Source organism: Burkholderia sp. AU28863, from assembly GCF_002223195.1.
GTDB lineage: Bacteria > Pseudomonadota > Gammaproteobacteria > Burkholderiales > Burkholderiaceae > Burkholderia > Burkholderia sola.
The window spans coordinates 1,260,233-1,286,569 of sequence record NZ_NKFE01000003.1; the positions used below are offsets into that span (position 1 = coordinate 1,260,233).

The window sequence follows — 26,337 nt, forward strand, 5'->3', positions numbered from 1 at the left end:
AAGATTCGAAGGTTAACCGGGTTTTCTTGAAAAATCCCTCTAGAAATGCTTGTTTTAGATTCACTGTTCGAGTAATCCGGGTCAAGTCGTCATAACTGAGTCAGCGAAACATGAAACGATCCAAATTATACGAAGTTCGTGATTTTTTTCGTTATCCAGAAAAGGCTGGATTTAAATTATCGCCGGATGGCCGTTATCTATCGTTTCTATCCACTCATGCCGGACGTCTTAACGTTTTCGTGCAGAAGATCGATGCGGAAGGGCATGCGATAGGTAATTCGTTAGCGCTTACGAAAGAAACTTCCCGTGATGTTCTCGGTCACTGTTGGAAAGGAAACGACCGTATTCTCTATGTGAAAGACTTTGGTGGTGACGAAAACTATCATTTGCTTTCGGTGCCTATTGATGGCGGCGAACCAGTAGATTTGACCCCCTATAATGGTGTGCGCGCGTCAATCGTTGACGAGTTAATGGATGATGATCGCCATTTGTTGATATGTCACAATAAGAGGAATCCGCAGTTATTTGATGTATTTCGGATCGATGTTGTGACAGGCGAGTCCTCATTAGTAGCTCAAAATCCTGGTAATATTGTCGGATGGATGACGGATCATACGTTCAAGCTGCGTGTTGCGATAGCGTCAGATGGCGTGAATAAGATATTACTCTACCGTGACGATGAGACTGACCCGTTTCGACCGGTCGCTACGACAAACTTTCGGGAAACGCTTGCACCCCTTTTTTTTACGTTCGATAATCAACGTCTTTATGTGCTTTCGAATCGCGGACGGGATCGAATCGCGCTTTTCGAATTCGATCCTAAGACAGGGTGTGAAGGTGAGTTGTTGTTCGAGCATGATGAAGTCGACATTAGCGGAATGTCGTACTCGCGACGGCGCAGAGTTCTCACCACTATCTGGTATGCAGATGACTATATCCGACGGCATCACCTAGAGGCTAAGACGGAGCAACTTTATGCAGACCTAGAAAAACAATTGCCCGGCACAACGATCAGTTTAGTTGATTTTACTCGCGACGAAACACTAGCGATCGTTCAGGCGACGAGTGATCGCTTTCCGGGCGCCATATTTGCCTATCATCTTGGAACCTGCCGATTGACCCCGATAGCAGATTTTATGCCATGGCTTGACCCGGATGACATGGCTCCGATGCAGCCAATCTCGTACGTGTCACGCGATGGTCTAAAAATCCATGGGTATCTAACACTACCGGTTGGTTTTGAATCAGGGAGTGGCGAAACTACCAAACTACCTCTTGTTGTATATCCACATGGTGGGCCTTGGGCTCGCAATCATTGGGGCTATAACGCGGAAGTCCAGCTGCTCGCCAACCGCGGTTTTGCAGTATTGCAGGTCAATTTTCGCGGCTCGACCGGATACGGCCGTGCATTTTGGGAGGCGAGTTTCGGCCAATGGGGGCGGGCGATGCAATATGATATTGACGATGGCATCGACTGGCTGATTGGTGAAGGGCTCGTTGATCCAAATCGCATTGGTATCTATGGTATCAGCTATGGAGGCTACGCAGCATTAGCCGGTGTCGCGTTTACACCTAGTCGGTATGCCGCGGCGGTTGACTACGTCGGAGTTTCTAATCTCCTCACATTGCTCGAATCGGTGCCGCCTTACTGGAGACCTGGCCTCGAAATGATGTATGAGATGATAGGAAATCCGAATACTGAAGAGGGAAAGCGGGCACTTCAAGATGCATCTCCGATCTTTTCGGCAGATCGAATCATTACTCCGCTTTTAGTCGCGCAAGGTGCTAACGATCCCCGAGTGAAACAAGCTGAGAGCGATCAGATTGTCAACGCATTACGCGAGCGTGGCATCGATGTCCAATATCTGCTCAAGGAAAACGAGGGGCACGGATTTGTGAACGAAGAGAATCGAATCGAATTCTACGAGGTAATGGTGAGGTTTCTGGACGACCATCTCGGGGTAAGTTGAGTGGTATGAGATTGGTAAATTCCCAATTTCCCACCGATCTAGAAGTGGGAACTGAGCGGCCGTTGCAGCCCGTCTTGTTGATGATTAGAGACGCACATGCGTGACGGCCGCCAAGCTTTTCCGCGTTGAGCAATGCAGTACGCGTAACTCGAAGTTCATCTCCGGAGATTGAGGGTAGGAGGTGACCCTGACCCGAGAAATAGTCCGGTTCAAAAGTAGAGAAATTCGGCATGATGTGTCCACGCGGACACGAAGGCCATGCCATGAAGACGAGCAAGTTTACGGAAGAGCAGATCGCATTTGCCCTGAAGCAAGCCGAGCTGGGTACGAAGGTCGAGGAGATCTGCCGCAAACTCGGAATAAGCGAGGCGACTTTCTACAACTAGAAGAAGAAATTCGGAGGGCTGGGGCCTTCTGAGTTGCGCCGCTTGCGCCAGCTCGAAGAGGAAAACACGAAGTTGAAGCGGCTCGTGGCGGACCTGAGCCTGGACAAGGCCATGCTGCAGGACGTACTCGCAAAAAAGCTCTGAAGCCTGCCCGTCGGCGCATGTTGATCGATGAATTGCGTGATCGCTATCGAACCAGCCTGACGAAGACTTGCGCGTTGTTTGGCATGTCTCGTTCGCTGTATCGGTATCAGTCGGTTGCGCGTGATTCGTCGGCGCTGCTCATGCGTATCAAGGAGATCACCGCCACGCGCGTGCACTATGGGTATCGGCGCGTTCACGTGGTCCTGCGACGGGAAGGCTGGCGAGATAACTGCAAGCGCGTCTACAGGCTGTATCGGGCGGAGGGCCTTTCACTGAGGCATAAGCGGCCACGACGTAACAAATCGGCTCGGCTGCGACAGCCCAAGCATATCGTGACCGCGATCAACGAAATCTGGAGCATAGATTTCGTTGCGGATGCACTGTTCGACGGGAGACGCCTACGGATTCAGGGTCAGCCTGAATGTGCACTGGTTCACATCGCTGACCGACGCCAGGGAGCAGATCGAACGATGGCGGGTCGAATACAACGAGAGTAGGCCCCACTGGGTTCTACGCACACCAATTTCGTCTCGATGGAGCCCGCGCAGTCACGCATCCCGTGAATTTCAACTTCAATATTCTTCAGATCGCTCTCGACCAGAATGATCCAATTCCGGCATCAGGGGGGGCAGATTGGCGGCTGATGTGAACGTACGCCGAGCGTTTTCTTTCAAAAATATTACTATGAAGAATGTCTCTACAACGTACCATGTTCATGCTAAATTATAGCAATCTCATGTGTAAATGTGCCGAGCGCTAACGAACTTACCACCTCGGTATTGGAAGAACATTTGGTTGGGTTAAATGTTGCAAGGACAGTATTGGTTTGAGATTCTGTTTTTTATAGTGATGATGGATCGGTTATCCAGATCTCGGGAGGGCATAGAAAATTCTGATAATTGCGAGATTAAATATGGCGGAAGAGGGTCATGATACGATCGTGTTTCGGGCGATTGTATTTCTACTGCTGGTCTGTTGTAACTGATGAGGATGGGCGAAAATGAAGAAAACATATATATTTCTCACAATTTCCAGCTTGATATTGATTGCTGTCGCGATTCCGCTTATTTTCTATAAAATTCCGCCGAATGAATATTACGGCGTGAGGACGCATGCGACGCTCAGTAACGTTAATAATTGGTATAAAACGAATAGACTGTATGGGGTGTGCATGGTGTTTTGCGGTGCCGCTTTTTTTGCCGTGAATTTTGCCGTTGGTAGCTGGCGAAAAGGGGGGTCCGATCTTGTTGGTATTGGATTGTTTATGATTCAACTTTTCATTCCGGTGATCGTTAGTTTGTTATATAGCAACTACTATTTTAAATAAGAGGGTGTTATGAAGCAAATCGATTTTTACCAAAATTCAATAAAGCTTAAGAATTTTCTTTCTGAAAATCCCGAGATTCTTTCGGATTTCTGGAGGGACCCGGTTTCGACAATTCGGAAAAATTCATTGGACTTTCCAGTATTCAAAGGCGAGGATGGGACGTTGCTGTCGAGCTATCTCGAGAATATATCTGCTCCCGCAAGGCAGGTAATTATAAGCTCGATGATGAGCGCGCCAGATATAAATAAGGTGCTGTGCACGAGTGGAGGTGGGGACGATTGGATTGATGATGTCCATGGCGGGATCGGGGTGACGGCAGTCGCATTGGTCAATGCCATTACCACTGCAAATGCAGTCGTTGTTGTTAATGCAAATGTGACTGCACAGGTTAATGCTATCTCTAATGCAAATGCTATTTCGAACGTCAATACAATGGGATTTGGCTCGGCTTATGTGAATGATGAAGTGGCGAGTGCCAAGCAAATTTGTATCGACCGCGATGTGTTTAGTCCGGAATTGATAAGTGTGCTGAGTGAGCGAGGGTTGAATGTCTATCGTAGATCAGCATTGCTCAAACACTTGGTCTGGAAATATCATTCGCTTGATTCGGGTCTCGGTCGTCAGTCCACAGTTCTTGCAGAGTACAAGAATTTGAAAATTCAAATCATCGTGGATAGGGTCGAGGGAAAATGGCATTTGGTTAAGGCTGATTTACTGCATTGAAGTCGCGAGTTCGGTTTGTATGGACGGCGATTCGCGCTGCTAGTGTGAATCGCAGTCGAGTAATTGAATTGCATTTGATGGTTGGCGATTTTTTTGAGTGCGCATAACATGTTTATGTGAGTATTTCGATCTGTTCGGCCGGTAGGTTTGGCGTGGATTTAAAAGAGGTGGGGACTAATAACTCTCACTAAGTTTCAATGCGCTTTGCCTTGAATTATTAGGTGGCCATCTGGTTTATAAAAAGGGGTTCATATGCTCGGCGGAGAGATGAGATGATTGAGGTGAGCCAATTTACAATATTAACAACCAATCAATGCACTGCAACGTGCGGGCATTGTTCGATGAATTCGTCGCCGCAACGAACCGGAAAGCTCTCGCTTGAAGTCATATCGGAGACGATAGAGGGTCTAATTGAAAAGAATAATCGATTAGATACGGTTATATTTGCAGGAGGAGAGCCAACTCTGCTGAGATCGGATTTGCTGGACGCTATTGCTTTTTGTGCTGACAAGGGATTAAATACCAGGCTTGTCACCAATGCGTCTTGGGCGATAACAGAGAAGCTTGCCGAACGAATGGTGACTTCTTTCCGCGAGGCAGGGCTGGCGGAAATAAATTATAGCGTAGACGATTTTCATCAGCCTGATATTGATTTTAGCTGTATCGTCAATGCTTGGCGAGCCAGTAAAAATAAGGGATTCGATAGCGTAGTTATCGCAAATTGTTACGGGCCGAAATCACACATCACGAGCGATTTTATTCGAGCGCAGTTGGCGGAGGACTTGCCTGCGTTTTGGGATGGCGAGGGTGGCCAAAATGCTACGGTGGCGCCCTCGGAAGACGGAACGCGCTATTTGCTTTCAAATTCGAGACTGCAACGGCTGGGGCGCGGATCCGATCTTCCCGACGGCGCGATTATTTTTCCGGAGGAAAAAGTACTGAATTTGCCTTGCCCATGGGCGGTGAGGAGTGCTGCGCTATCAGCGGGCGGTCATCTGGTTGCATGCTGTGGAACTGAAGCGCACGGGAATGAATTTCTCGATTTTGGTGACGTTCGGGAATTTCGGGTTGGGGATCTGCTAAAGAAGGCCAATGAAAGTCTTGTAATTAAAGTAATCAGAAAATATGGGCCCTATTTTCTGATGAATTTTATTAAATCATATGCGGGGGATGAAAAGATATTTAAGGATAGGTATTCTTCGGTTTGTGAAATATGTGAAGGTATCGTTCACAATCCCCGGGCTAGGGAGATAGCGAAGAAATATCTCTCTGAAATTTCACCGATTCTGTGATGTTCAATATGAGCGAATTAACAACTTTTCTGGCTAAAATCGGCTATGCGGATCTTTGTGCGTCTTTTTTCCCGGGGGCACCTCGACTCGAGGTTTGGCGTAGTATGGAGAAAAGCATAACCGACTTGCGGTTGCGTCGATTCTATAGATTGCTTTTAATTGGGTCCTCCGTGGCTGTGTCGGAGTTTGGGCTTGAGGAGATGGATGCGCTAACACCGCTTATTAAGTGTGGTGTGTTGATTTGCGAAGGCGAATTTCTGCGGTCCAATTCGCTATCTCTTTATATGGTAATGGGATACTGGCTTTTCTTCGAAACGCCCAATGTTAATCCGAAAATTTATTACGGGGATGATTCCTTTGGATTGGTTACCCGTTTGCGGCCGATGAGAAATGGTCAGACCTTGGATTTGTGCTCTGGCCCAGGAGTTCAGTCCCTCATATCATCTGCGATTGCAGGAAAGGTCACATCTGTTGAAATTAACCCGTACGCTGCGGCCATCGCGGAGTTGAATCGAGATATTAACGGTATCGATAACTGGGAGATTCGGGTTGGAGATCTATATGACGCGTTGCCTCGGCAAAATGTCTACGATCACATAATCTGTAATCCGCCACTGCTCCCTTTTCCCGGTGACGAGGCATACCCGTTCGTTGGTCACGGAGGTGTAGACGGTTGGGCAGTTTCGTGGCGTGTCCTCGAAAAGCTGCCGCAATTTTTGAGTAACAATGGTTTTGCTCAAATTATTGGGACGACGCTGAGTGATGGTGTTGAGCCAATTATTGTTGATCGTCTCAAGGGCTGGGCAAAATGCGAGCGAATGGATTGCGAACTGTTCGTTATTGCTCAGAAAGAATTAGGGCGGGAATCGGAATATTTCAAGGGGCTTGTATCCACCGCGGCAGCCTTAAATGAGAATGCGGCGCCAAGGATTTCCGATTTATACGTGGATATGTTGCAAAAATATGAAATGAACGCTCTTGTCACGCACTACATGTGCGTCCGTCATGGCGTTGGGGATGTCAAGATCATAGATTTGTATAACGGTGCCGCGAACTCCGGTGCTTTGTGGTATGTCTGAATTCGTATTTGAATAGTTTGTCACAAAACGAGTGGTGGTGATGTATCAATAATTTGAAATTTGTCTTCTCATCGCGATCCTTCAATTTATGGCAACCGTTGCAGATATTCTATCGCCATGTTTGGTGCCGTTCCCCGTCGCTCGGAGAGGCGAAGGGCACATCGTCTATCGTGCAGCCGGTCTTCCGATTTCGGAATCCGATTTGTTAGACCAGTATTCTTACGCGATATCTGATGCTTCACCAGACGAGATGTCGCGAAAAAAAGTTTTCTATGCCGAGCGCTATGGTGGGATTGGGATGGGGCCTCATGGTGGAGGGGCTCGATGTGGCTACGACGGCGAACGTTACCATGTCAAAGGTATCGGCCCGAATCCGTTGGTTGGCTACACAGAGGCGACAGGGCAAAGAGACGGAATTTTGACGCTTCCGCTCGCTTTGTATGAGATGATTTGGAGTCAGATTCTACAAGATAAGTTGCCATTCGGTGTAGTGGAATGTCTTGCTGTCGTTGCAATAAATATGTCTCAAAGACCGAATTGTGTCTTTGATACGCCGATAGATCGAGGGCTGTTGATACGAGAAACATATGTTCGCCCGGCTCATTTTGAGCGAGCGGCATATTTCAAAAAAAGACCACACGAATCTGTGGCTGATCGATCTCGAGATGTTCATCGGGTAGCTGCAATGTGTCAAAAGCTACCCGAAATCCTTAGATGTACATTTGAGTCGCGAGTGCGGCCGGAGAACATCGTGCTTGATGGGTTGTGCGAGCTTGCACGTCGATTAGCATGTCAGCTGGCTTTTGCTAGATCGCATTTCTTGTACCATAGTATTTCGTCGTCTAATGTTTCTTTGGATGGTCGCTGGCTCGATCTTACATCATCGACGCTATTGCATACGCGAGATTGCGCGTCGAATCCTATGACGGTTAGTTCTTGGTCCCGGTTCTGGGACCAAGAATCTATCGTGATGGAGATATTGACGTCACTAGCTTTCCATTACGTAAAATTCGCACGATTGTCGGATTTAATTTATCAAACATGGGCAAGCGAAATTGTTGCGAAATTTACTTGCTATCTTACGGAGGCTTCTTGCGAATATTTTCTTTGTACCGCTGGCATTCCGCCGTTGATTGCAAAGACTATTATCCGGGACGATGAGGTTCAACAGTGGGCTAAGGAGTTGCAGTCGATTTTGAAGTCGAATTGGTCAAAGCGAGAACGACAGAAGCATTCGAGGAATTGGGATGCCGAACGCAGTCTTCTAGAGCTAAGTTTTTTTCCAGCCTCGAATTCTCCGCCTTCTACGTTAAATTTGAGCGATGACGAGGCAGTGGAGTATCATGCGCGACGGCTGAAAGTGAGAAAATTGGTTCGGAATATTGCATTGGAAAATGGAATTCCGGAAAATCAATTGAAAATTGGGATTGCGTTAAATTCGGTAAGATTTTCTGCGGAAAAGAATGAGCTATCATACACCAAGATGTCTGGTGATATTTTAAATATTATTAATAATAATTCACGAGATGCTAACGCTCTTGTTCGCGAAATAGAGATGTATGGTGATGGGGTGGCAATTGCGGGAAGATTTTTTCTCGGATTTGACTATGGGAATGTTGTTACATGTTGGAATGACGGCGTATTGAAGGTAAGCTATAACATGATGAACGATCATTTTATGGTGTTATTTGCGGGCGTGTCCGAAGAGATTCCTCGCGCATCGGCTTTGGGGTATTTTAATACCAATCGACTTGGATCTGCGATGATCGATTTCTACAAAAAATTCGATGCATTATTTGTATTCGGTGCCGGTGATGGTGGATTTTAATGAATTTTGGCAAGAATCGGATCGACTGAAGTACACGCGCTTAGGGTGTATTGTAAATATTTTGGCGCGAGATCCTAATTTTTCGTCACGAACAATCTCAATGTTGCGATGTTGGACGGAAAATGCCGTTGCGCACGATCAGGTGGAAATTATCTTTCACGGCGGAGTGCCATCTGGGTATGTCGCGTGGGCGTATCTGAGTGACGCCGTTATTGGGAGGATTTTGTTTTCGGATTATGTCCCTCATTGGTCTGAGTGGAGTGAGGGGGAGTATGTTTGGATAATGGATGCATGCTTGTTGAATGATTCGACATCGTGGGAGTTCATTAACTTCTGTTGCAAAAAATTTGAAAAAGAACGGTTTGTATTTTGGGCTGGTGAAGGTGAAAATATAGGCATGGTATATAGACTTGATGCGTCGGATGGGCGCATCTCGTCGATATCGAGAGAGAATTTTATGAGAAAAGTTGCCTTGAGTTAATGCCTTAAATGATCATGATTAGGATTTGATGATGCGTCGATGGCTAGATGATTATGTGGGTGGGGCTATTTTCTGATTATGTGCCTCATTGGACCGAATGGAGCGAGGGGGCTGCGTCTGGATAATGGGTGTGTGTATGTTGACCGAATCTGGTTCATTGGAGCTGCTTGATTTTTATAGTCGTAAATTTTCCGAGGAACGTCAAGTATTTTGATGTGTGGAGAACTCCGACGGTGAAAAGGTCTGCAGGTTCGATATCTTGAATCGACGAACCTCTTCGATTTCAAAGCGAGGATTTATGAAAAAATCGAGTTTAATTAGCGTTTTATTGTAAGGTGCGACGCGTCTTCGGTGCGGATAATGTTTTGCCAGTCTAGAGTGCTTTAAGGATCGTGGTGCGTACAAAATTTCGCGTAGAAGCTCAAGAAAGCCAACGTACATCGGCGCTCGGTGAAATTCTTCTGGTGCGGCCGATGACATTTACATTGCTGTCGTCCGGGGCGGCATGCATGGCGATCGCGGTTATATTACTGTTTATATTCGGCAGTTACGCTCGACGCACGACGGTCAGTGGTATTGTTGTACCCGACTCTGGCGTCGTCAAGGTGTATGCGCCCCAGTCAGGCGTCGTCTTGCGCAAGGCGGTAGTGGAGGGCCAGCACGTGACCCGCGGGATGGTGCTGTATACGGTTTCTCTCGACCTCCAAAGCGCTGCACAGGGGCATACACAAGTTGCATTGATCGATGAGGCCCGTCGTCGCAAGCAATCGTTGCTACGAGAAATCGACAAGACGCGTCTGCTACAGCAAGACGAGCGTGACACTCTACAGGCTAAGCTCGGAAGCCAGCGCGCTGAGCTTGCAGGTCTCGACGACCAGCTTGCGAGCCAGCGAGAACGCGTGGCGCTCGCCACTGATGCCGTCATGCGCTACAAGCGCCTGTTGGAGCAAGATTACATCTCGACGGATCAGTTTCAGCAACGACAGGCCGACCTGCTTGATCAGCGGTCGAAATTGCAGGGGCTGCAGCGCGACCGCTCGAATTTATCGCAGATACTTAAGGAGACCACAAATGCCCTCGGTGGCCTCGCGCTCAAGCAGCAGAATCAGGTCGGACAAATTGACCGCAACGTTATGGAGGTAGACCAGACGCTGATCGAAAGTGAGGCGCGGCGGGAGTTCGTCGTCACAGCAGCCGAGAGCGGTATCGCAGCCACGGTGATCGCCGAGCCGGGACAGACCGTCGACACTGCCCATCCGGTCGCAAGCATCGTTCCAGACGGCTCTCACTGGCAGGCTTACCTGTTCGTGCCGAACGGAGCGATAGGCTTCGTGCATATCGGCGACCGCGTGCAGATGCGCTACCAGGCGTATCCGTTTCAAAAGTTCGGCCAGTACCACGGCCGCATCACGTCGATTTCGCGTACGGCTCTATCGGCCGCGGATCTCCAAAATGGCGGCGATTTGGCCACCGATCCGAACGGCCATGTTACTTACTATCGCGCAACCGTAGCGCTCGATGCGCAGACTGTCACCGTACACGGCATGTCGGAGCCGCTGCAGGCTGGCATGGCGCTGCAAGCTGACATTCTTCAGGAGCGCCGAAAATTATACGAATGGGTGTTAGAGCCGCTTTATAGCGTCACTGGTAAACTTTGATTAACCATCAATTCATGTCTATTCTCGACCGTCTCTCGCTAGGCATCGGAAGCAGCAAGCTACCGATGATCCTGCAAACCGAAGCACCTGAATGCGGGATCGCGTGCCTCGCGATGGTCGCTTGCCATCACGGTCATTATCTCGATCTCGCGACATTACGTGGCCGTTATCCAGTGTCGCTTAAGGGAACGGGGCTGCGAAGGTTGATGGAAGTCGCGCAAGGACTCGATCTCGGCGTCCGCGCCTTAAAGCTGGACATGACTCAGCTGTCCCAATTACGCCTGCCGTGCGTGCTCCACTGGAACTTCAATCACTTTGTGGTATTGAAGGAGGTGAACGGAAAGAATGCAGTGCTCCATGATCCAGCGCTGGGGATTCGTAAGTTGTCGCTTGCAGAGGTATCCCACGCGTTCACCGGTGCTGCGCTCGAACTGTGGCCGACGGCCTCATTCAAACCCCAAGCGGCACCTCCACCGATCAAGCTGCGCCAGCTACTTGGTCCGGTGTCAGGATTGACCCGCTCGATTGGACAGATACTTGTACTCGCCATTGCGCTCGAGATTTTCACGCTTGTTGCACCGCTGTTTCTGCAATGGGTAATCGACGAGGTGGTTGTTAGTGCCGATCGCGATCTGCTTACTGTGCTCGCCATCGGTTTCGGTTTGCTCCTGCTGATGCAGCAGGCGACTAGCGCAGCCCGTGCTTGGGCTCTTATGTACCTCGGTGCCACATTGAACATTCAGTGGCGGGCAAACATGTTCACGCATCTGCTTAGCCTGCCCACGCGGTATTTCGAACGGCGCAGCCTCGGAGACATAGTCTCTCGTTTTGGTTCGATTGACACAATTCAACATGCGCTCACGACTTCATTTCTGAGTGCGATGATCGATGGGCTAATGACGCTGGTCACGCTTGGGATGATGTTCGTCTATAGCCGTGTACTTGGCTTCGTAGCTGTCGGTGCCATGGCCCTCTATACGTTAAGCCGTTGGTTGTGGTATCGGCCACTGCGGCGCGCGACACAAGAACAGATAGTGCACGCTGCGAAGCAGCAGACCCACTTTCTGGAGACGGTGCGAGGCGTGAAGACAGTCAAGCTATTTAACCGACAGACCGAACGTCGGTCAACCTGGCTTACCCTTCTCGTCGAACAAGTGAATGCCGGTCTTCACGTGCAGAAGCTGCAAATTCTGCACCAGCAATTGAACGGGTTACTGTTCGGAATCGAAAATCTGCTGACGATCTGGCTTGGTGCGCGGATGGTGATGAATGGCCAGTTTACCGTAGGTATACTAATGGCCTTCAACGCTTACAAGATGCAGTTCGATAGCCGAGTTAGTAGCCTAATTGACAAGTATGTTGAGGTTAAAATGCTGCAACTTCACGGTGAGCGGCTGGCCGACATCGTGTTTGCAAAGCCAGAAATCGACGCCAGCCAGCGCAATGTTCCAGGCGAGTTGAGCGCTCTCGAGGCCAGTATCAAATTTGATAAAGTCAGTTTCCGCTACGCCACGGGGGAGCCAGCGGTACTCGACGAAGTATCTTTCACGATCGCGCCGGGCGAGTCTGTCGCGCTCGTTGGCGCCTCCGGTTGTGGAAAATCGACACTTGTGAATGTCTTGCTTGGAGTGCTCGAGCCAACTGGCGGCACAATCCAGATTGGCGGACTCAATGTTGAACAACTCGGGCTCGATCGATTGCGCGAGTTCATTGGTACTGTGATGCAGGACGACGTGCTGTTCGCCGGCTCGATCGCCGACAATATTAGCTTCTTCGATTCAGACGCCGATGCACAGTGGATTGCCGAATGTGCGCAACTCGCGGCTGTGCATACGGATATTGTTGCCATGCCCATGGGCTACAACACCCTGGTGGGAGACATGGGCACCGTGCTTTCGGGTGGTCAGAAGCAGCGCGTATTGCTTGCCCGTGCGCTGTATAAGCGTCCACGAATTCTTGTACTTGACGAGGCAACGAGCCATCTAGATCTGCAGCGTGAGCAGGAGGTCAACGCTGCGGTAGAGGCACTGCAAATGACTCGGCTGATCGTCGCGCACCGCCCGCAAACGATCGCTTCGGCTTCTCGCGTAATCGTCTTGCATAACGGTAAGGTTATGCTTGAAGACGTTGCGGCGTCTGTCGGATTGGCTTGACGCGTTGAGTCTTCGATGGCACAGGAGCTGTAATTCTATGAGTAAGCGATTCGCCAAGTGCGGATTCGTGCTGTTGTTGGCTGGTGTGTCCGTCGCCCGTGCACAAGGGTTCGATCCGTACCGCGTGCGGACACTTGTGGCTGCGACACCCGCCGCACCTCTTCTTAAAGATGCGTCGTGCCGTGATATCCCGGACAACCGTCCGCTCGAATTCGACGACGTGATCATGAGTGCAATCTGCTCGAACCCGCAGGCGCGTGAGTCTTGGGCGTACGCCCGTGCGCAGACCGCAGCGCTCGGCGTTGCTGACGCCGCATACTGGCCGACTCTTACAGCGAAGATAGGCCTCGAGCGCGATGCGCTGTCCACCACATACGGAACATCTCTGGGCGCAATCGAGCAATCGCAGCATGCGTCAAGCAAGTATGGGGTGCTGGACCTGAGTTGGGTGCTGTTCGATTTCGGGAAACGCGACGCGGCCAGGCGGGAGGCGCGTTCGCTGCTTATTGCCGCGAATGCGGCACAGGATAATACGCTGCAGACAGTGTTCTTCAACGCGGCACAGGCGTTTTATGCTCTCCGTGACGCGCAGGCGTTGCTGGACGCTGCGCAGCGCACCGAGTCGATTGTTCGCGAGAGCCTAGTGGAGGCGAGTGCGAAGCACGATGCCGGCGCTGGTACCCTTGCTGACAAATTGCAGGCGCGCACTAGTTATCGCCGTGCGGTGCTCGAACGGAACAGCGCTGAAGGTGATGTGCGCGTCGCAACCGGAGCCCTCGCCGTCGCAATGGGTCTCGATGCAAATGTTCCGATTCGGATTGCAGTCCAAACCCGCGAGACAAAAGTTCCGGCAGGCTTTGATGCCAGTATTGATCAACTGATTGACGAAGCAAAACAGCGGCAGCCAAAGCTAGTTGCTGCTCGCGCAAAGCTCGACGCGGCTCGTGCAGACGTCGACGCGGTCCGTGCACAGAGTCGTCCGACGATTTCTCTGTTCGGCAGTCTCACGCAGAACAATCCATCCTATCAGCAGCAACCTGAGTCGATTCCGGTTATTCGTAGCCGTGGGAGCACTATCGGCGTGCAAGTAACAATTCCGCTGTTTGAGGGCTTTTCATCCGGTTATCGAATCGAGCAGGCTCAGGCACAAGTCGACGCACAGGAGGCAGTTGTCCGTGATACCGAACTAAAAGTGTCGTTTGACGTGTGGAAGAATTACCAAAACCTGCAGGCTGACACCGCAAACTTAGATAATTCGGACGAACTGCTCTCAGACGCGCAGGACTCACTAGAGATTGCGCGCGGGCGCTATCGGGCTGGGGTCGGTACATTCACCGATCTTCTGACCGTGCAGGCTGCACTCGCTGACGCGTGGAAGCGACGAGCGCTTGCCGTGTCTGCGTGGTACACCGCGCGCTTAAAGCTCGCGGAAAGCCTTGGCAAGCTCGGAGTTTGGCGTGAAAGTGAGTAGTCGGACATGCAAAAATTACATGGCTGCCGTTGGGCGTCGGAATTCGAAACTGAGTCGGACGGCAAGCCATCATTTCCGCAGTCGCGTGATCTGTATTAGCCGAGACTCGATCTGACAAGTAGTCGGGCCTACAAAGAACGACCCATCAATGGGGGATGAGTTCGAGTGAATCGAGGAAAGTGCGCACCGGCGTTTTGCCGTAACACCAACGCCCCTGATGCTCTCGTTCATTGTTGTACTGGTCGAGCCACGCATCAAGGTCTGTCTGCAGGGTGGCGATCGAGTCGTAGATCTTCTTGCGGAAGACGATGCGATAGAACTCGTTGAGCATGGTCTTGTGCAGCTGTTCGACGATCCCGTTGGTTTGCGGCGACTTGGCGCGAGCAATTGCAGTCGTGGGGCTACACCGTGCATCGCGACGGGCCTAGCGTACAGCAATAGTGATGGGGGTCTGCATGGTGCACAACCTCGGCTACGACTTCAACGACCGGCGCGTTGTACTGGGTCGAGCCGACCGAGGCGTTTGGGGTGTGACGAAACCGGATAGCGCTTCGTGCGCGATCCTTTCAGAACGCTTCCCCACTGAACAACGCCACGACCGCATCCGGATTCGACGGCCAGTACATGTGCATGTACGTCGCGACGATCGCGCCCGCGCGATAAACTGCTTCGCCGCTGCCGGCGTCGCCATCGGGCCGGGCGGCGGTCGCGACCGGCACCAGCGGCGTATCCAGCCGCGAATAATGAAACGTATGGCCGCGCATCGGCCCGGTGCGCGTATCGAGCTGCTGCATGCCGAGCGCCGCGAACCGGCGTTGCATCGTCGCCTGCCCCGGCAGCAGGCCGAGCATCGGCGTCGTCGAGCCATCCACGTCGGTCAGCGATTCGCCCAGATACACCATCCCCCCGCATTCCGCGACGATCGGCCGGCCGGCTGCCGCATGCGCGCGAATCGTCCGAGCCGTCACGGCATTTCCGGCAAGCGTCGCCGCATGCAGTTCCGGATAGCCGCCCGGCAAAAACAGCGCGTCGCAATCGCCGGGCACGGGTTCGTCCGCAAGCGGCGAAAAGAACCGCAACTGCGCACCCAGCGCGTCGAGCAGCGCGAGATTGGCCGGATAGATGAACGAGAACGCGGCATCGCGCGCGATCGCGATCCGCTTGCCGGCGAGCACGCGCGGCAGCGCGGCGTGAACGTCCGGTTCCGCGAACGCGACGGCCGGCGGCAATTCGGCGAGCGCCGTCCGCGCGAGCACGTCGGCCGCACGCTCGAGCCGCGCGTCGAGATCGTCGATGTCGGCCGGCTGGTGCAGGCCGAGATGCCGTTCCGGCAGCGCGATGCCCGCATCGGCCGGCACGTGCCCGAGCCAGCGCAGGTCGTCCGGCAGCGCCTGCCGCAGCAGTTCCGCGTGTCGCGGCGACCCGACACGATTGCCCAGCACGCCGTGAAACGGCACCTCCGGCCGGAACCGCGCGAGCCCGAACGCGATCGCCGCGAACGTCTGCGCCATCGACCTCGCGGCAATCACCGCGACGACCGGCACGCCGAACGCGACCGCGAGATCGGCGCTGCTCGGCGTCCCGTCGAACAACCCCATCACGCCTTCGATCAGGATCAGGTCCGCGTTGCGCGCCGCATCGGCGAGCAGCGCGCGGCAGCCGGCTTCGCCGACCATGCCGAGGTCGAGCGCGTGCACGGGCGCGCCGCTCGCGCGTTCGAGCAGCATCGGATCGAGAAAATCCGGCCCGGTCTTGAACACGCGCACGCGGCGGCCGAGCCGCCGGTGCAGCCGCGCGAGGCCGGCCGTCACCGACGTCTTGCCCTGGCCGGACGCGGGCGCGCTGACGAACAGCGCGGGGCAGGCCGGCATCGCTCAGAACTCCACGCCGGGTTGCGCCTTCACGCCTTGCTCCTTGTACGGATGCTTGACGAGACGCATTTCGGTGACGAGGTCGGCCGCATCGATCAGCGCATCGGGCGCATGCCGCCCGGTGACGACGACGTGCACCGATTCCGGGCGCGCGACGAGCGTCGCGAGCACTTCGTCGAGCGGCAGGTATTCGTACTTCAGCACGGTGTTCAGCTCGTCGAGGATCACCATCCGGTACTCGCCGCTTTCGATCATCCGGCGCGCCTCGTCCCAGCCCTTGCGCGCGGTCGCGATGTCGGCGTCGCGGTTCTGCGTGTTCCACGTATAGCCGTCGCCCATCGTCACGAAATCGCACTCCGCGACCGCGCCAAGGAAGTCGCGCTCGGACGTGTGCAGCGCGCCCTTGATGAACTGCACGACGCCGAGCCGCATGCCATGGCCGAGCACGCGCACGGCCATGCCGAACGCGGCCGTGCTCTTGCCCTTGCCGTTGCCGGTATTGACGATCAGCAGGCCCTTTTCCTGGGTAGCGGCAGCCTGCTTCTTTTCATGGCCGGCGCGGCGGCGTTCGGTCATCCGCTGATGGGATTCGGCATCGGTCTTCATCGGAAATCGTCCTGTCGAAAGCGAAACAAAGGGTTCAGAGCGGGCCGGCGAGGGCAACCGTCACGCCGTCCCGGATGGATTTGGGGCCCAGCAGCCTGCCTTGCGGCGCCGCGAGCTGCGCGCACGGCTCGGCCACGCCCGCGACGCCGAAGCGGGCGAGCGCAGCACGAATCCCAGCATCGAGTTGCGCGGCACTTGCGCCCGCGCGAAGGCCGATGCAGAGCGCGACCCGGATCACGTGCGCTCCGGCCACGCACCGCCAGCCAGCGCGGCCTGCACGGCGGGCTCGGCGGCCAGCGCCGCCACGCGGCCGATCACGACGATCGCCGGCGAGCCGATGCCCTTCGCGCGAATTTGTTCGACCAGCGTCGCGAGCGTGGCTAGCGCGTGCCGTTGCCCGTCGCGCGTGGCCGATTCGATCGCCGCGCACGGCGTGTCGTCCGGCAGGCCGTCCGCGCGCAGCGCCGCGATTATCGCGTCGACGCGGCGAATGCCCATGTAGACCACGAGCGTCATGCGGGTGGCGGCGAGCGCGTGCCAGTTGGGCTCGTCGTCGGCCGCGCCGTGACCCGTGACGAAGATCACGCCCTGCGCGTCACCGCGATGCGTGACCGGAATGCCGAGCGCGGCCGGCGCGGCGATGCCGGCGGTGATACCGTTGACGATCTCGACCGGAAAACCGGCTGCGCCGAGCGCGAGCAGTTCTTCGCCGCCGCGGCCGAACACGAACGGATCGCCGCCTTTGAGCCGCGCGACACTGCGGCCCGCGCGCAAATGCGCAAGCATTGAGGCGACGATCGTCTCCTGCGGCGTTGATGCATGGCCGCCGCGTTTGCCGACATGCTCGATGCACGCCTCGGCGCGCGCGTGACGCAGCACGTCCGGATTGACGAGATCGTCAACCAGCAGCACGTCGGCCTCCCCGATCACGCGGACGGCCTTGAGGGTCAACAGTTCGGCGTCGCCGGGGCCGGCGCCGATGAGCCAGGCGCGGCTCATCGGGCGCGGCACGGCGCGCACCGTGTCGAAACAGTGGAAAGGGGAAGGCGGGCGGGGCGGCGGCCAGCAGACAGGTGAAGCATGACGGATCGGACGAAGCCCGCGCGGACGCGGGCGGAATGTGCACTCGATCCGTCCCCCGCGGATCGGGCGTTCGGCGAGCATCGGGCTCGCCCCTTGCGTCGGCCGGTATCCGGGCTGGCCGCTTGCCAGGCCGCAGCCTTCCCGCCCGGTGGAAGGGCAGTGGCATCGTGGGCGGCATGGGCGCGTGCGCGGGGAAGCGCGTCGCGCGGGCGGCGTACCGTTGCGGGGACAGCACAGGCAGGGCGGCGATCCGCCTCCTGTTTCCCGTTTAACTGCATGCACGGAATGCGCATGCGAGCACCGAACGCGGCGCATACGATAGCACAGGGCACCGGCGCAAACGCATACGGGGTGGGCGCTCATCCGCCGTCGGTCTCTAAAACTGTCTGAATTGGACAATCGAATATCGGCTGCGCAACGTCAATCATCCGAATCTCCAATGAGCATGAACGTTTCCGCACGCAACCCCACACTGCACCTGCTGCGGCGCTGGCCTTGCTATTGCGGACAACGTGAACAACCGTCAATTCTGAAAAACCGCTTAGGATGGCGAGTCGTACTACTTCACGTTCGATCCCGCGCGGGTTGTTGGGTGCGTCAGACAGTCGAACGATTTCCCCGGCATACCCGCGCCGGATCGCTGCTCGCCGGTTCATCCGACCGACCTGGCCACTCGTCGCCTTGACGCTTCCGCCTCCGGCGCCTACACTCGCACGCGTTTCGGTGCTCGCGCGCGCTCCTCCGGCGCGCGCAGTTAAACGGGAAACAGGGAGCCTGCCTGCGCCGCAGTCGGGCCAACCTGTGCTGCCCCCGCAACGGTAAGCGAACGCGTCGCGCCCAGCGCGATGCAACGCCGCTTCGCCGCATGCCTGCCGCATGCGGACGACCGCCACTGGATGCCGCGCATCCGGGAAGGCGAAGCGGCGTGTTCGTCAGCCCGGATACCGGCCTAAACGTTGGGGTTCAGCGCCGCGGGGAGGCGGCGCATCGTCCACGGCCGCAGCGTGCCCGACACCCGAGCGTTTCCCGATTCCCGTCGTCCGGCCGTCCGCACAAGCGCGCATGATCCGGCCCGATGGAAGGCGAGACCGCACGGGGCCGCGTCGCGACGGCCGTGTTGGCATGCTTCATGTCGACCGTTCGCAAGGGAGCGTCATGCTCGATTCGCTGTTTCACCTGTTCAACGACAGTTCATCCGGGCTGCGCGGCAAGATCGTCGCGATCTATGTGCTGCTGATCGCCTTCAACGTCGGCGCGTGGATCTGGGCATTCGCCGCCTTCCACGGCCAGCCCGTGCTGCTCGGCACCGCCCTGCTCGCGTACGTGTTCGGGCTGCGTCATGCGGTCGACGCCGACCACATCGCGGCCATCGACAACGTCACGCGCAAGCTGATGCAGGAGGGGCGAAGCCCGCTCGGCGCGGGCCTGTTCTTCTCGCTCGGCCATTCGACCGTGGTGATCGTGATGTCGGTGGCGGTCGCGCTGACCGCGGCGTCGCTCGCGCGCTTCGAGAGCATGAAGACCTGGGGCGGCGTGATCAGCACGAGCGTGTCGGCGTTCTTCCTGCTGGTGCTCGCGGCCGCGAACCTGCTGATCCTGATCTCCGTGTACCGGACGTTTCGCGCGGCCCGCCGCGGCGAGGCGATCGTCGATGCCGATCTCGACATGCTGATGAACCAGCGCGGCGTGCTCGCGCGCCTGTTCCGTCCGCTGTTCCGGCTCGTGTCGCGCAGCTGGCACCTGTATCCGGTCGGGTTCCTGTTCGGCTTCGGCTTCGACACGGCGACCGAGATCGCGTTGTTCGGCATCTCGGCGGCGCAGGTGCAGGGCGGCCTGTCGTTCTGGTCCGTGATGGCGCTGCCCATGCTGTTCACCGCCGGCATGACGCTCGTCGACACGACCGACGGCATCCTGATGATGGGTGCGTATCGCTGGGCGTACGTGCGGCCGATCCGCAAGATCTACTACAACATGACGATCACCTTCGTGTCGGTGCTGGTCGCCGCGCTGATCGGCGGCATCGAGGTGCTGGCGCTGCTCGCGGACAAGCTGTCGCTGCAGGGCCCGGTATGGGACTTCGCGTCGATGGTGGCGTCGCACTTCGGCATGCTCGGTTATGTCGTGATCGGCCTGTTCCTCGCCTGCTGGCTCGTGTCGGCCCTGATCTACCGGCTGAAGCGCTACGACGAGATCGACGTGACGATCTCGGCGTGACCCTCCCTTACCAACCTGGATATTCCATGACCCTACGCAAGCTGCCCGTCACGATCGTCACGGGCTTTCTCGGCAGCGGCAAGACGACGCTGATGCGCCACATCCTGCAGCACGCCGAAGGCCGCCGCATCGCGGTGATCGTCAACGAATTCGGCGAGCTCGGCATCGACGGCGAAATCCTCAAGGGCTGCGGCATCGGCTGCGACGATGCCGACGGCGCGCAGGGCGAAGCAGCGGGCCAGCTGTACGAACTCGCGAACGGCTGCCTGTGCTGCACCGTGCAGGAAGAGTTCTATCCGGTGATGGAAGCGCTCGTCGAGCGCCGCGCGGATATCGACCACGTGCTGATCGAGACGTCGGGCCTCGCACTGCCGAAGCCGCTGGTGCAGGCGTTCAACTGGCCGACGATCCGCAACAGCTTCACGGTCGACGCGGTCGTGACCGTCGTCGACGGGCCGGCCGCCGCGAGCGGCCAGTTCGCGGAAAACCCGCAGGCCGTCGACGCGCAGCGTCGCGCCGATCCGAACCTCGACCACGAATCGCCGCTGCACGAACTGTTCGCCGATCAACTGTCGTCCGCCGATCTCGTGATCGTGAACAAGGCCGACCTCGTCGACGACGCCGAGTTCGCGCAGATCGAAACCGCGATCCGCGAAGAAATCCCGCCGCAGGTGAAGATCGTGCGCGCGACGCGCGGCGAACTGGACCTCGCGATGCTGCTCGGCCTCGAATCGGCATCGGAGGAAACGATCCACCTGCGTCACGACCATCACGGTGCGGCCGACGACGGCGATCACGATCACCATCACGACGATTTCGATTCGGTCGTGGTGTCGGGCGACGCCGGCACGCGCGAAGCGACGATCGCCGCGCTGCAGCGCGTGGTCGAAACGCACACGATCTATCGCGCGAAAGGCTTCGCCGCGCTGCCCGATGCGCCGATGCGGCTCGTGATCCAGGGCGTCGGCCGCCGCTTCGACAGCTATTTCGACCGTCGCTGGCAGGACGGCGAAACGCGCGCGAGCCGCTTCGTGCTGATCGGCGAGGATCTCGACGCGGCCGCGCTGCAACGTGCGTTCGACGCCGCGTGCGCGGCCGAGCCGCAACAGGCGTAACGCACGATGCATCTGCTGCGCACCACGCCGGGCGGCTTCGTCGACGATACGCAGGGCGTCGTCCGGATCGACCAGCAGCCGGCCGACATCGTGATCCTGAGCTCGGCCGACACGACGCTGTCGCTGCTCGCGAGCGTCGTGCCGCACTTGCCGGCCGGGTTCCCGAGCGTGCGGCTCGCGAACGTCACGTTCCTGCGGCAGCCGGCGTCGGTCGATTTCTACGTCGACGACGTGCTGCGTCACGCGAAGACGGTCGTGATCGATCATCTCGGCGGCGAAGCGTACTGGCCGTACGGGATCGAGCAGGCCGTGTCGCTCGCGTCGAAGCGCGGGCAGCAGCTCGCGATGTTCTCGGGCGACCTGCAGGAGGACCCGAACCTCATCGCGAAGAGCACGGTCAAGGCCGACCTGTGCCGGCTGTGGTGGCGCTATCTGCGCGAAGGCGGCGTGCACAATGCCGACGCGCTGCTGCGCAGCATCGCGTTTCATACGCTCAGGTTCGGCGACGAGCCCGAACCGCCGCGCCCGCTGCCGGCCGCCGCGCTGTATCACCCGGCGCGCGACCGCGCGAGCGTCGACGACTGGCGGCCGCGCTGGACGCCGGGCGCGCCGGTCGTCGCGATCCTGTTCTATCGCGCGCACTGGCAGGCCGCGAACACGGCCGTGTTCGACGCGCTGGCCGACGCGCTGATCGACGCAGGATTGAATCCGCTGCCGATCGCGGTGACGTCGCTGAAGGACGCGGTGAGCCGCGAGGTCATCACGCAGCTGTGCGACGCGCACGACGTCGCGCTCGTGTTGAACACCACCGCGTTCGCGGCCGGCGCGATCGACAGCCCCGAGCCCGACGTGCTGGCCGGCGACGCACCGGTGCTGCAGGTGATCCTGTCCGGCGGCAATCGCGACGCGTGGGTGGCCGACAACCAGGGGCTGCACGCACGCGACATCGCGATGCATGTCGCGCTGCCCGAAGTCGACGGGCGCATCGTCACGCGCGCGGTGAGCTTCAAGGGGCTCGCGTATCGTTGCGCGCACACCGAAGTCGACGTCGTGCGCTACCAGCCGGATGCGGAGCGGATCGCGTTCGTCGCGGCGCTGGCGCGCGGCTGGTGCCGGCTGCGCGAGCTCGATAACGCCGACAAGCGCATCGCGCTGATTCTCGCGAACTATCCGCAAAGCGAAGGGCGGATCGGCAACGGCGTCGGGCTCGATACGCCGGCCTCCGCGCTGCGCGTGCTCGCGGCGCTGCGCGATGCCGGCTATACGGTGGCCGACCTGCCGCCCGACGGCGACGCGTTGATCGCTCGACTCACCGAAGGCGTGACCAACGATCCCGCCGTGCGCACGCTGCGTCCCGCGTTTCAGAGTTACGCGCTGGCCGACTACGTCGCGCGTTTCGCGCGGCTGCCGGCCACTGTGCGCGATGCGCTGAGCGAACGGTGGGGGCCGCCCGAAGCGGACCCGACGCTGCGGCAGCAGCGCTTCACGATCGCCGGCTGGCGCGCGGGCAACGTGTTCGTCGGCATCCAGCCGTCGCGCTCGCGCGACGACAACGACTATGCGAGCTACCACGATGCGGATCTCGTGCCGCCGCATGCGTATCTCGCGTTCTATTTCTGGCTGCGCGATGCGTATCGCGTCGACGCGGTCATCCATCTCGGCAAGCACGGCAATCTCGAGTGGCTGCCGGGCAAGAGCGTCGCGCTGTCCGACGCGTGCTGGCCCGACCTGACGCTCGGGCCGCTGCCGCACCTGTATCCGTTCATCGTCAACGATCCCGGCGAGGGCAGCCAGGCGAAGCGCCGCGCGCAAGCCGTGATCGTCGATCACCTGATGCCGCCGCTCACGCGCGCGGAAAACTACGGCCCGCTGCAGGATCTCGAACGGCAGGTCGACGAATACTACGAAGCGCTGATGGTCGACGCGCGGCGCGCGAAGCTGTTGCGCAAGACGATCCTCGCGACGATCGCCGAGCATCGGCTGCACGACGAGCTGAGCGTGTCGCCGCCGCGCGATGTCGGTGACGAGGATGCGCTGCTCACGCGCGTCGACGCGTGGCTGTGCGAATTGAAGGAAGCACAGATTCGCGACGGGCTGCACGTGTTCGGCGCGTCGCCGGTCGAGCGCCAGCGGCGCGACACGCTGCTCGCGCTCGCACGCTTCCCGATTGGAGACGGCAAGGGCGAACGGGCCGGGCTGATCGGCGCGCTCGCACGCGATCTTGCGCTCGGCGAGGGTTTCGATCCGCTCGCAGCCGACTGGGCCGCGCCGTGGACCGGGCCGCGGCCGGCCGTGCTGCAGGCGCTCGACGCGTCGCCGTGGCGCCATGCCGGCGATACGCGCGAGCGGCTCGAACGGCTTGCGCAGCACTGGCTGGACGCCGTGTGCGGCGCCGCTTCAGACGAACTCGGCATCGACATGCCGCCGCCCGGCGCATGGCCGCATACGCTCGCGGTGCTGGAACGCGTGCGTTCGACGCTGTTGCCCGCACTCGATGCGTGCGGCGGTGAGGAAATGCGTCAGCTGCTGCGCGGGCTCGACGGCCGCTTCGTACCCCCGGGGCCGAGCGGCTCGCCGTCGCGCGGCCGTCCCGACGTGCTGCCCACGGGCCGCAACTTCTACTCGGTCGATACGCGCGCGGTGCCGACGCAGGCCGCGTGGTCGCTCGGCCTGAAATCCGCGCAACAACTGATCGAACGCCATCTGCAGGATCACGGCGACTATCCGCGCGCGATCGGGCTGTCGGTGTGGGGGACGGCCACGATGCGCACCGGCGGCGACGACATCGCGCAGGCGTTCGCGCTGATCGGCGTGCGGCCGAAATGGGCGCACGGCAGCCATCGCGTGACCGACTTCGAGATCCTGCCGATCGAGATCTTCGACCGGCCACGCATCGACGTGACGCTGCGCGTGTCGGGTTTCTTCCGCGACGCGTTCCCGAACCTGATGCACCTGTTCGACGCGGCCGTGCAGGCCGTCGCCGCGCTCGACGAGCCCGAAGAGCTGAATCCGATTCGCGCACGCATCGAGCGCGAACGGGAGAAGTGGATCGCGCAGGGCGTGGCGCCCGACGAAGCGCGCCGGCGCGCCGGCTGGCGCGTGTTCGGCGCACGGCCGGGCAGCTACGGCGCCGGCCTGCAGGACCTGATCGATCAGCGCCGCTGGCAGACCGACGCCGATCTCGCGGATGCCTACCGTCAATGGGGCGGCCATGCGTACGCGCAGAACAGCGCGGGCGATGCAGCGCCCGACGTGTTCGGCGAAAGGCTGGCGACGATCGACGTCGTCGTGCAGAATCAGGACAGCCGCGAGCACGACATCCTCGATTCGAACGACTACTACCAGTTCCAGGGCGGGATGACGGCGGCCGTGCGGCACCTGTCCGGGCAGCAGCCGAGCATCTACCACGGCGACCATGCGAACCCGGTCGCGCCGAAGATGCGCACGCTGCGCGAGGAGATCGCCCGCGTGATCCGCTCGCGCGTCGTCAACCCGAAATGGCTCGACGGCGTGAAGCGTCACGGCTACAAGGGCGCGGCCGAGCTGGCCGCGACCGTCGACTACCTGTACGGCTATGACGCGACCGCGCGCGTGCTGTCCGATCATCAGTACGCGCTCGTCGCCGACGCGTACCTGTTCGACGACGCCACCCGCGCGTTCCTCGAACGGCACAACCCGAAGGCGCTGCACGGCATCTGCGAACGCTTCGTCGAAGCGATGCAGCGCGGGCTGTGGCAGCAGCCCGGCCCCTATCGCGAGCGGATCGAAGCGGTGTGGCTCGCCAGCGAACAACGCCAGGAAGGAGGACGGCCATGACCGATCCGACCACGCACCGCGCCCGCGCGGTTTTTCCGTTTGCGGCGCTCGTCGCGCAGGACGCGTTGCAGCAGGCGCTGCTGCTTGCCGCGATCGACCCGTCGCTCGGCGGCGTGCTCGTCAGCGGCCCGCGCGGCACCGCGAAATCGACGGCCGCGCGCGGCCTGGCGGAGCTGCTGCCGGAAGGGCAGTTCGTCACGCTGCCGCTGTCGGCGAGCGACGAGCAGGTGACGGGCACGCTCGATCTCGCGCATGCGCTGGCCGAAAACGGCGTGCGTTTTCGGCCCGGCCTGCTGGCGCGCGCGCATCTCGGCGTGCTGTACGTCGACGAAGTGAACCTGCTTGCCGACGGGCTCGTCGATACGCTGCTCGACGTCGCCGCGAGCGGCGTGAACATCGTCGAGCGCGATGGCGTGTCGCATGCGCACGATGCGCGTTTCGTGCTGGTCGGCACGATGAACCCCGAGGAGGGCGAGTTGCGCCCGCAGTTGCTGGACCGCTTCGGGCTGATGGTCGAGCTGGAGAACTGCTTCGACGCCGCCCAGCGCGAACGGATCGTGAAGGCGCGACTGGCGTTCGATCTCGACCCGGACGCGTTTCGGGCACGCCATGCGCCCGTCCAGCGTGAACTCGGCGACCGGATTCGTGCGGCGCGCGCGCGGCTCGCGACGCTCGATTTCGACGACGCCGTGCATGCGCGCGTCAGCGCGCTGTGCATCGACGCGGCCGTCGACGGGCTGCGCGCCGATCTCGTGATGCTGCGCGCCGCGCGCGCACTGGCCGCGCTCGAGCAGGCCGATGCGGTGACGGTGTCGCATGTCGAGCGCGTGGCGGAAGCCGTGCTGCGGCATCGGCGCCATGCGGGGCCGCCGCCATCGCAGCAGTCGTCGCAACAAGGGGGTGAGCGTGACGATCGTTTGCGGTCGGATACACCCCGGCAGCCTGACAAGCGACAGGGCGACGCCGACGGCACAGAGGCCGACACGTCCGCATCGCAAAGCGACTGGGGCTACCTTCCGCCCGAACCGGCCGGGCTGCGCGACGTGAAAAGCGTGGTGCCGCTGCCGCTAAAAAAACGCTGAGCCATCGAGCCGGCGCCGCCGCGAACGCCGTTCGCGGT

The 26,337-nt window shown here is 58.4% G+C and carries 18 protein-coding genes, 2 pseudogenes and 2 riboswitches; of the genes and pseudogenes, 15 read left to right on the forward strand and 5 right to left on the reverse strand.

What is annotated here, in order from left to right:
- Nucleotides 1-110 precede the first annotated feature (110 nt).
- The 11 genes and pseudogenes from CFB81_RS08210 (at nt 111) to CFB81_RS08250 (ending at nt 14,512) form a co-directional block, all read left to right on the forward strand.
- Nucleotides 111-1,970 (forward strand): S9 family peptidase, encoded by a 1,860-nt coding sequence (locus tag CFB81_RS08210; protein ID WP_089435023.1) that lies wholly within the window; start codon nt 111-113, stop codon nt 1,968-1,970.
- 263 nt (nt 1,971-2,233) lie between these two features.
- Nucleotides 2,234-3,106, forward strand: a pseudogene (locus CFB81_RS08215) (transposase).
- 394 nt (nt 3,107-3,500) lie between these two features.
- Nucleotides 3,501-3,827 (forward strand): SdpI family protein, encoded by a 327-nt coding sequence (locus tag CFB81_RS08220; RefSeq protein WP_089435024.1) that lies wholly within the window; start codon nt 3,501-3,503, stop codon nt 3,825-3,827.
- 9 nt (nt 3,828-3,836) lie between these two features.
- Nucleotides 3,837-4,550: a hypothetical protein gene (locus tag CFB81_RS35325; protein ID WP_143328571.1), complete on the forward strand. Its 714-nt coding sequence runs from the start codon at nt 3,837-3,839 to the stop codon at nt 4,548-4,550.
- A 272-nt stretch (nt 4,551-4,822) separates the two neighbouring features.
- Nucleotides 4,823-5,842: a radical SAM protein gene (locus CFB81_RS08225; protein ID WP_089435025.1), complete on the forward strand. Its 1,020-nt coding sequence runs from the start codon at nt 4,823-4,825 to the stop codon at nt 5,840-5,842.
- Nucleotides 5,842-6,921: a methyltransferase gene (locus tag CFB81_RS08230; protein WP_089435026.1), complete on the forward strand. Its 1,080-nt coding sequence runs from the start codon at nt 5,842-5,844 to the stop codon at nt 6,919-6,921. Before CFB81_RS08225 ends, CFB81_RS08230 begins: the two co-directional genes overlap by 1 nt.
- Before the next feature lie 88 nt (nt 6,922-7,009).
- Nucleotides 7,010-8,749: a hypothetical protein gene (locus CFB81_RS35330; RefSeq protein ID WP_143328572.1), complete on the forward strand. Its 1,740-nt coding sequence runs from the start codon at nt 7,010-7,012 to the stop codon at nt 8,747-8,749.
- Nucleotides 8,736-9,230, forward strand: coding sequence for a toxin-activating lysine-acyltransferase (locus tag CFB81_RS36860; RefSeq protein WP_373452645.1), 495 nt, complete (start codon nt 8,736-8,738; stop codon nt 9,228-9,230). The genes CFB81_RS35330 and CFB81_RS36860 overlap by 14 nt, the downstream gene beginning before the upstream one ends.
- A gap of 395 nt (nt 9,231-9,625) precedes the next feature.
- A complete protein-coding gene (locus CFB81_RS08240; RefSeq protein WP_256976005.1) occupies nt 9,626-10,888 on the forward strand; it encodes an HlyD family secretion protein in 1,263 nt (420 codons plus the stop codon).
- 14 nt (nt 10,889-10,902) lie between these two features.
- Entirely contained in the window at nt 10,903-13,041 is a 2,139-nt protein-coding gene (locus CFB81_RS08245; RefSeq protein WP_089435029.1) for a peptidase domain-containing ABC transporter, read from the forward strand.
- A gap of 37 nt (nt 13,042-13,078) precedes the next feature.
- The gene (locus tag CFB81_RS08250; protein WP_089435030.1) at nt 13,079-14,512 is read left to right on the forward strand and encodes a TolC family protein; all 1,434 of its coding nucleotides are present in this window, start codon (nt 13,079-13,081) and stop codon (nt 14,510-14,512) included.
- 145 nt (nt 14,513-14,657) lie between these two features.
- Here the strand turns inward: CFB81_RS08250 and CFB81_RS08255 are convergent.
- From CFB81_RS08255 to cobA, 5 genes and pseudogenes are all read right to left on the reverse strand, one after another.
- Nucleotides 14,658-14,894 (reverse strand): annotated as a pseudogene (locus CFB81_RS08255) (integrase core domain-containing protein); the annotation flags it as partial.
- 184 nt (nt 14,895-15,078) lie between these two features.
- Nucleotides 15,079-16,383 carry a cobyrinate a,c-diamide synthase gene (locus CFB81_RS08260; RefSeq protein ID WP_089435031.1) on the reverse strand — a complete coding sequence of 435 codons (1,305 nt, stop codon included), beginning with the start codon at nt 16,381-16,383 and terminating at the stop codon, nt 15,079-15,081.
- A gap of 3 nt (nt 16,384-16,386) precedes the next feature.
- Nucleotides 16,387-16,989 carry a cob(I)yrinic acid a,c-diamide adenosyltransferase gene (gene cobO / locus CFB81_RS08265; RefSeq protein ID WP_089435032.1) on the reverse strand — a complete coding sequence of 201 codons (603 nt, stop codon included), beginning with the start codon at nt 16,987-16,989 and terminating at the stop codon, nt 16,387-16,389.
- 34 nt (nt 16,990-17,023) lie between these two features.
- Nucleotides 17,024-17,227: a cobalamin biosynthesis protein gene (locus CFB81_RS08270; protein WP_256976006.1), complete on the reverse strand. Its 204-nt coding sequence runs from the start codon at nt 17,225-17,227 to the stop codon at nt 17,024-17,026.
- Nucleotides 17,224-17,988, reverse strand: coding sequence for a uroporphyrinogen-III C-methyltransferase (gene cobA / locus CFB81_RS08275; protein ID WP_089435354.1), 765 nt, complete (start codon nt 17,986-17,988; stop codon nt 17,224-17,226). The genes CFB81_RS08270 and cobA overlap by 4 nt, the downstream gene beginning before the upstream one ends.
- Nucleotides 17,989-18,154: 166 nt before the next feature.
- Nucleotides 18,155-18,392, reverse strand: a riboswitch (cobalamin riboswitch).
- Nucleotides 18,393-18,776: 384 nt separating this feature from the next.
- Nucleotides 18,777-19,040: riboswitch (cobalamin riboswitch) on the forward strand.
- Between the two features lie 187 nt (nt 19,041-19,227).
- Between cobA and CFB81_RS08280 the strand changes: the two genes are divergently transcribed.
- The 4 genes from CFB81_RS08280 to CFB81_RS08295 are packed head-to-tail and all read left to right on the forward strand — an operon-like array spanning nt 19,228 to nt 26,299.
- Complete coding sequence (locus tag CFB81_RS08280) at nt 19,228-20,286, forward strand: HoxN/HupN/NixA family nickel/cobalt transporter (protein ID WP_089435033.1); 1,059 nt, start codon at nt 19,228-19,230, stop codon at nt 20,284-20,286.
- Between the two features lie 26 nt (nt 20,287-20,312).
- On the forward strand, nt 20,313-21,401 hold the full coding sequence (gene cobW, locus CFB81_RS08285) for a cobalamin biosynthesis protein CobW (protein ID WP_089435034.1): 1,089 nt from the start codon (nt 20,313-20,315) through the stop codon (nt 21,399-21,401).
- 6 nt (nt 21,402-21,407) lie between these two features.
- Complete coding sequence (gene cobN / locus CFB81_RS08290; protein WP_089435035.1) at nt 21,408-25,217, forward strand: cobaltochelatase subunit CobN; 3,810 nt, start codon at nt 21,408-21,410, stop codon at nt 25,215-25,217.
- Entirely contained in the window at nt 25,214-26,299 is a 1,086-nt protein-coding gene (locus tag CFB81_RS08295) for an ATP-binding protein (protein WP_089435036.1), read from the forward strand. Before cobN ends, CFB81_RS08295 begins: the two co-directional genes overlap by 4 nt.
- Nucleotides 26,300-26,337 lie beyond the last annotated feature (38 nt).